A 4,187-nucleotide genomic window follows, 5' to 3' on the forward strand; every position below is an offset into this window, starting at 1 on the left:
TTATCGCTTGCTCACACAAGTATTTCGGCTTGGTAAATTTTTTGTGTTGCGCTGCACAATGCGGTAGCCGAACCATCCTCTGGGGGACTCGTTTGACGACTGGACATAGGCCGTGAAGGATTCCCTGGCTTGACCGAATTGAGCTGCCTGTCTGTCGATTTCGAGCCCGGCCAGAGCGGACTCGCAAAGCACGGGTTTGATGGCGCCTGCCCCGTGGCGGGCCTTGTCCGCCTTGGCCTGCAGTTCGAAATGGCCGGCTTGCGGCTTCATCGCGGACATCACGCCGGCGGACGCCGCTGATGGGAAACACCCGCGACATCCAACTGGATGCATTGAGGGCCATCGCCGTAACGATGGTTCTGTACTCCCATTTCTTCGCCGCCGGAGGATCATCCTTCTGGGGCCATATCGGCGTGCGGCTGTTCTTCGTGCTGAGCGGCTTCCTGATCACGCGCCTGCTGCTGGAAGCGCGTTCGGCCGCCGAATTTGAAACCGGCGCCGCGTTGCGAGCCTTCTACATCAGGCGGGCGCTGCGGATATTTCCTCCCTATTTCGCCGTCCTGGGTTTCGTTTGGGTTTTCGACCTGGAACAGGCCAGGCCATCGCTGCTCTGGCATGCGCTCTATCTGTCGAATTTCTGGTATGCGATGCGCAATGACTGGACGCCCTGGGTGCTGTGCCATTTCTGGAGCCTGAGCATCGAGGAGCAGTTCTATGTCGCCTGGCCACTGATCGTCCTGCTGGTTCCGCGCCGGCGCTTCGAGCCGATCTGCATGGGCATCATCCTGCTGTCGCTGGCCTATCGCTTCTACTGGCCGGTCACCGCCACCCCGGCACTGGCACGCGACCTGCTGCCGCCGGCATCCATGGATGCGCTGGCGTCAGGTGCGCTGCTTGCCTGCTGGCGATCCAGAGGTGCTGCCCTGCCGCAATGGATGCGGCTGGGCTGGCCTGCCTTCGCGGCCGCATTCCTGATGATCGAGTGGTTTGTCCCGGCGCCTCCAGATCCGACGCTGGAATGGGCGCGCTGGCTGCTGCTGCAAGTCCTGCCCCTGGTGCCGCTGATGGCCATCGTCGCCGCCTGTTCGAGCGGCCTTGGCGGCACCCTCGGCAAGCTTGCCGAGCTGCCGCCGTTGCTGGCTTTGGGTCGCATCAGCTACGGCGTTTATCTCTATCATCCGATATTGCTGTCGCTCGCAGTCAAGTCGCAGCCGTGGATTCCGCTCAATGTCTCGGAGCAAGGGCCAGGGCGGTTGCTGGTTGCAAGCGCCGCCACGATTGTCGTGGCCTCGATTTCCTGGGTGGTTTTCGAAAGGCCGCTCAACCGCCTGAAGCGCCACTTCCCCTATGTGGCGCGCACCCATGCCGCGCCGGCACGCGCCGGCCATGCCGGCTGGGTCGCGAGGGCGCCCGGCCGATCGCCCGATGGCCCAGCACCATCGCTCGACCTCCAGCGAACGGATGCGACACCATGACCGCCGCGCCGCTCGTCTCGGTCCTGCTGCCGGTCTACAATGCCGGGCCCTATCTCGCCGCCGCGCTGGGAAGCATCCTGCGGCAGGACTACTGTCGCGTGGAGGTCATCGCGATCGATGACGGGTCGACCGACAATTCGCTCGAAATCCTCGAGCGATACCGGCAAGCCGACAGCCGCATCTCGATCATCTCGCGCGAAAACCGCGGCCTCGTGGCGACGCTCAACGAAGGGCTGCAGAATGCCCAGGGCGAGCTGGTCGCACGGATGGACGCGGACGACGTCGCTTACCCCTGGCGCCTGTCGCGCCAGGTGGCGCTGTTCGAGCGGCGGCCCGAACTTGGCTTCTGCGGCGCCGGGGTCGACATGTTGATCCGCGGCCGCATCGCCAGAGGCAAGCCCGATCCAGTGTTCCAGTTCGGCCGCATTCCCATATTGGCGATGTTCTTCACCATCTTCATGCACCCGACGGTCGTCTACAACAGGAAGGTCATCGAAGACGGCGATCTCCACTACGACAAGACCTACAGGCACGCCGAGGATTTCGACCTTTTCAGGCGGTTGGCCGGCCGTTACCCGGCAGCCATGATGCCCGAAAACCTGGTCGTCTACCGCATCCATCAGGCAAGCGTGACCAGCCGGCACAGCAAGGAGATGCGCCGGACGCATTTGCGGATCGTGGCGGAGAATCTCGAGCGCGAGGGCCTCGCGGAAACCACGCGAGACCTGCGCGACATCGGGGATGCGGTCAGCCTCGACACGGTTACCCGTGCGGCCAACTTCATCGTCGCGCTGGAGGAGGAGATCTGCTCGCTGCCGGCCGAGACGCGGCCAAGCTTCGTGGCCGGCGCACTGAACCTGTTCTATTTCCTTTACCAACTCGTCGCCGACGAAAAGCAGCCCTCGCTGACGCATGAATTGCTGACGCGGACCGCGAAATGGAACGTCATCCGGCGTCGCGAGAAATATGCGCTGCGGCCGGGCTCCTGGGCGCCCTGGCTCAGCCTTGCCTCGCTGTCGGCCGGCAGGCAGGCGGACGCCCTGGCATACTTCTTCAAATCCGCGCCCGCCGAGACGGTCCTGGCGCCTTATCAGTTGAGTTAGAGGGGATGACCGTCAAAGCCCACCAACCCCTGCAGCGCGATCGTTCGACAGCGCTCGGCGCCGGCCCGGCCAATTCCCGCCCGGAACGATCGGCGCCAGAAGTCAGCTTCATCATCTGCACGCGCAACCGCGTCGCCGTGCTCGAGGCTTGCATCAAGTCGGTGCAGGCCGCGTGCCGCGCCCATGCCGGCTTCGCCGCCGAGCTGGTGGTCGTCGACAACGGCTCGAGCGACCGCACGGCGGAACGCCTAGCCGGCATCGCGGCCATGTCGGACATTCCATTCACGCCGGTTTACGAGCCCCGCCCCGGATTGGCGACTGCCCGAAACGCCGGGTTGAAGCGCGCGCGGGGCCGTGTGCTGGTCTTTGTCGATGATGATTGCGCGGTCCATTGCGACTACCTGCGCGATCTGGAGCGACACTACGCGTCCGGGGAACAATGGCTCATCCGGGGCGGCCGTGTCGAACTTGGCGATCCCAGGGATTTGCCGTTCACGATCAAGCGCTCGCGGGTACGCGAGCGGCTGACGCCGGACGTCCATCCCGGCGGCTTCGTGCTGGGCTGCAACATGACGATGCACCGCGATGTCGCTGCCCGTGTCGGCTATTTCGACGAACGTTTCGGCGCCGGCGGGCCGTTGCGGTCAGCTGAGGATACCGATTACCTCGTGCGCGCGGTGCTGCTCGGCATCGCGGTCGAATATGTGCCGGACATGACGATCTTCCATCATCACGGCCGGCGGGATCGCAAATCCATCGAAAAGCTCCACCGCGACTACAGCCTGGGAAATGGCGGGCTCTGCCTGAAACATGTTCGCCATGCGCCCTGGCTGCTGCGTCATTTCTACTGGGCCGCTAGAGCCGCTTTCCGGGAATCGGCGGGCGGGCCTGCGTTCGATCGTGAACTCGACCTGTCGCACTGGCCGATCGTCGGCATGAATTTGCTCGGCGCCGCCAGATTCGCGGTTCTCCTGCTGGCGAGACGGGCGCAGGGTGCGCCGGTGCGACAAGATCAACAGGCAAATGCCGAAGCGAGTTGAACCGCTATAATGCCATTGCTACCGCCCAGCCTGCCGATGCTGTTCCGGACGTTCGGAAAGAAGCAACTGCGCCTGCTTCCGGCCGTGGTGGTTCTCGGCCTGGTCGGCGCCGTCCTCGAAGGGTTCGGCATCGGCCTGATCATCCCGTTGCTGGGCATTATCATGGGACACGGGGATGCAGCGGGAATGGGCGGCTTCTCCGCTGTCCTCCAGCATGTCGGATCGGGCCTGAGCGAGCGCGACCGGCTTATCGTCATTTCGATCGCCATCCTCGGCTCAATCGTCCTGAAGAACATTTTCGCCTTCGCCAACACGCTGCTGACGACCTTCATCTATGGCAAGGCAAGTCATTCGATCCGCAGCGCCTTGTCGGAGCGGTTGTTGCGGGTAGGCTACCCATTCTTCCTGCGGCAGAGTCCGGGACGGCTGCTCAACATCATCTCCAACGAATCCTGGCGGGCATCGGATGCGATCCAGATCATGCTGTCGGCCATCGTCAGCGCATCGGCCGCCATCATCCTGCTGGCTTTTCTGCTGCTGCTTTCGTGGCGCATGACGCTGTTGGTCAC

At 63.7% G+C, this 4,187-nt stretch carries 5 protein-coding genes; 4 read left to right on the forward strand and 1 reads right to left on the reverse strand.

From position 1 onward, the window contains the following. Positions 1-270 (reverse strand): hypothetical protein, encoded by a 270-nt coding sequence (locus tag ACXJ7R_RS26265; RefSeq protein ID WP_457154373.1) that lies wholly within the window; start codon positions 268-270, stop codon positions 1-3. A gap of 29 nt (positions 271-299) precedes the next feature. Between ACXJ7R_RS26265 and ACXJ7R_RS26270 the strand changes: the two genes are divergently transcribed. The 4 genes from ACXJ7R_RS26270 to ACXJ7R_RS26285 form a co-directional block, all read left to right on the forward strand. Beyond that, positions 300-1,475, forward strand: a complete 1,176-nt coding sequence (locus ACXJ7R_RS26270) for an acyltransferase family protein (protein ID WP_457154374.1) — start codon at positions 300-302, stop codon at positions 1,473-1,475. Further along, complete coding sequence (locus ACXJ7R_RS26275; RefSeq protein WP_457154375.1) at positions 1,472-2,578, forward strand: glycosyltransferase family 2 protein; 1,107 nt, start codon at positions 1,472-1,474, stop codon at positions 2,576-2,578. The genes ACXJ7R_RS26270 and ACXJ7R_RS26275 overlap by 4 nt, the downstream gene beginning before the upstream one ends. A gap of 5 nt (positions 2,579-2,583) precedes the next feature. Then, positions 2,584-3,618 carry a glycosyltransferase family 2 protein gene (locus tag ACXJ7R_RS26280; protein WP_457154376.1) on the forward strand — a complete coding sequence of 345 codons (1,035 nt, stop codon included), beginning with the start codon at positions 2,584-2,586 and terminating at the stop codon, positions 3,616-3,618. Between the two features lie 9 nt (positions 3,619-3,627). Next, positions 3,628-4,187: ABC transporter transmembrane domain-containing protein (locus ACXJ7R_RS26285; RefSeq protein WP_457154377.1), on the forward strand; the 560-nt coding region annotated here is incomplete at its 3' end.

It is taken from the genome of Mesorhizobium sp. P5_C1 (genome assembly GCF_054049815.1).

Coding starts and splice junctions, on each gene's coding strand:
- ACXJ7R_RS26275 (WP_457154375.1), top strand. CDS start 1,472: ATGACCGCCGCGCCGCTCGTCTCGGTCCTGCTGCCGGTCTACAATGCC.
- ACXJ7R_RS26270 (WP_457154374.1), top strand. CDS start 300: ATGGGAAACACCCGCGACATCCAACTGGATGCATTGAGGGCCATCGCC.
- ACXJ7R_RS26265 (WP_457154373.1), bottom strand. CDS start 270: ATGAAGCCGCAAGCCGGCCATTTCGAACTGCAGGCCAAGGCGGACAAG.
- ACXJ7R_RS26280 (WP_457154376.1), top strand. CDS start 2,584: ATGACCGTCAAAGCCCACCAACCCCTGCAGCGCGATCGTTCGACAGCG.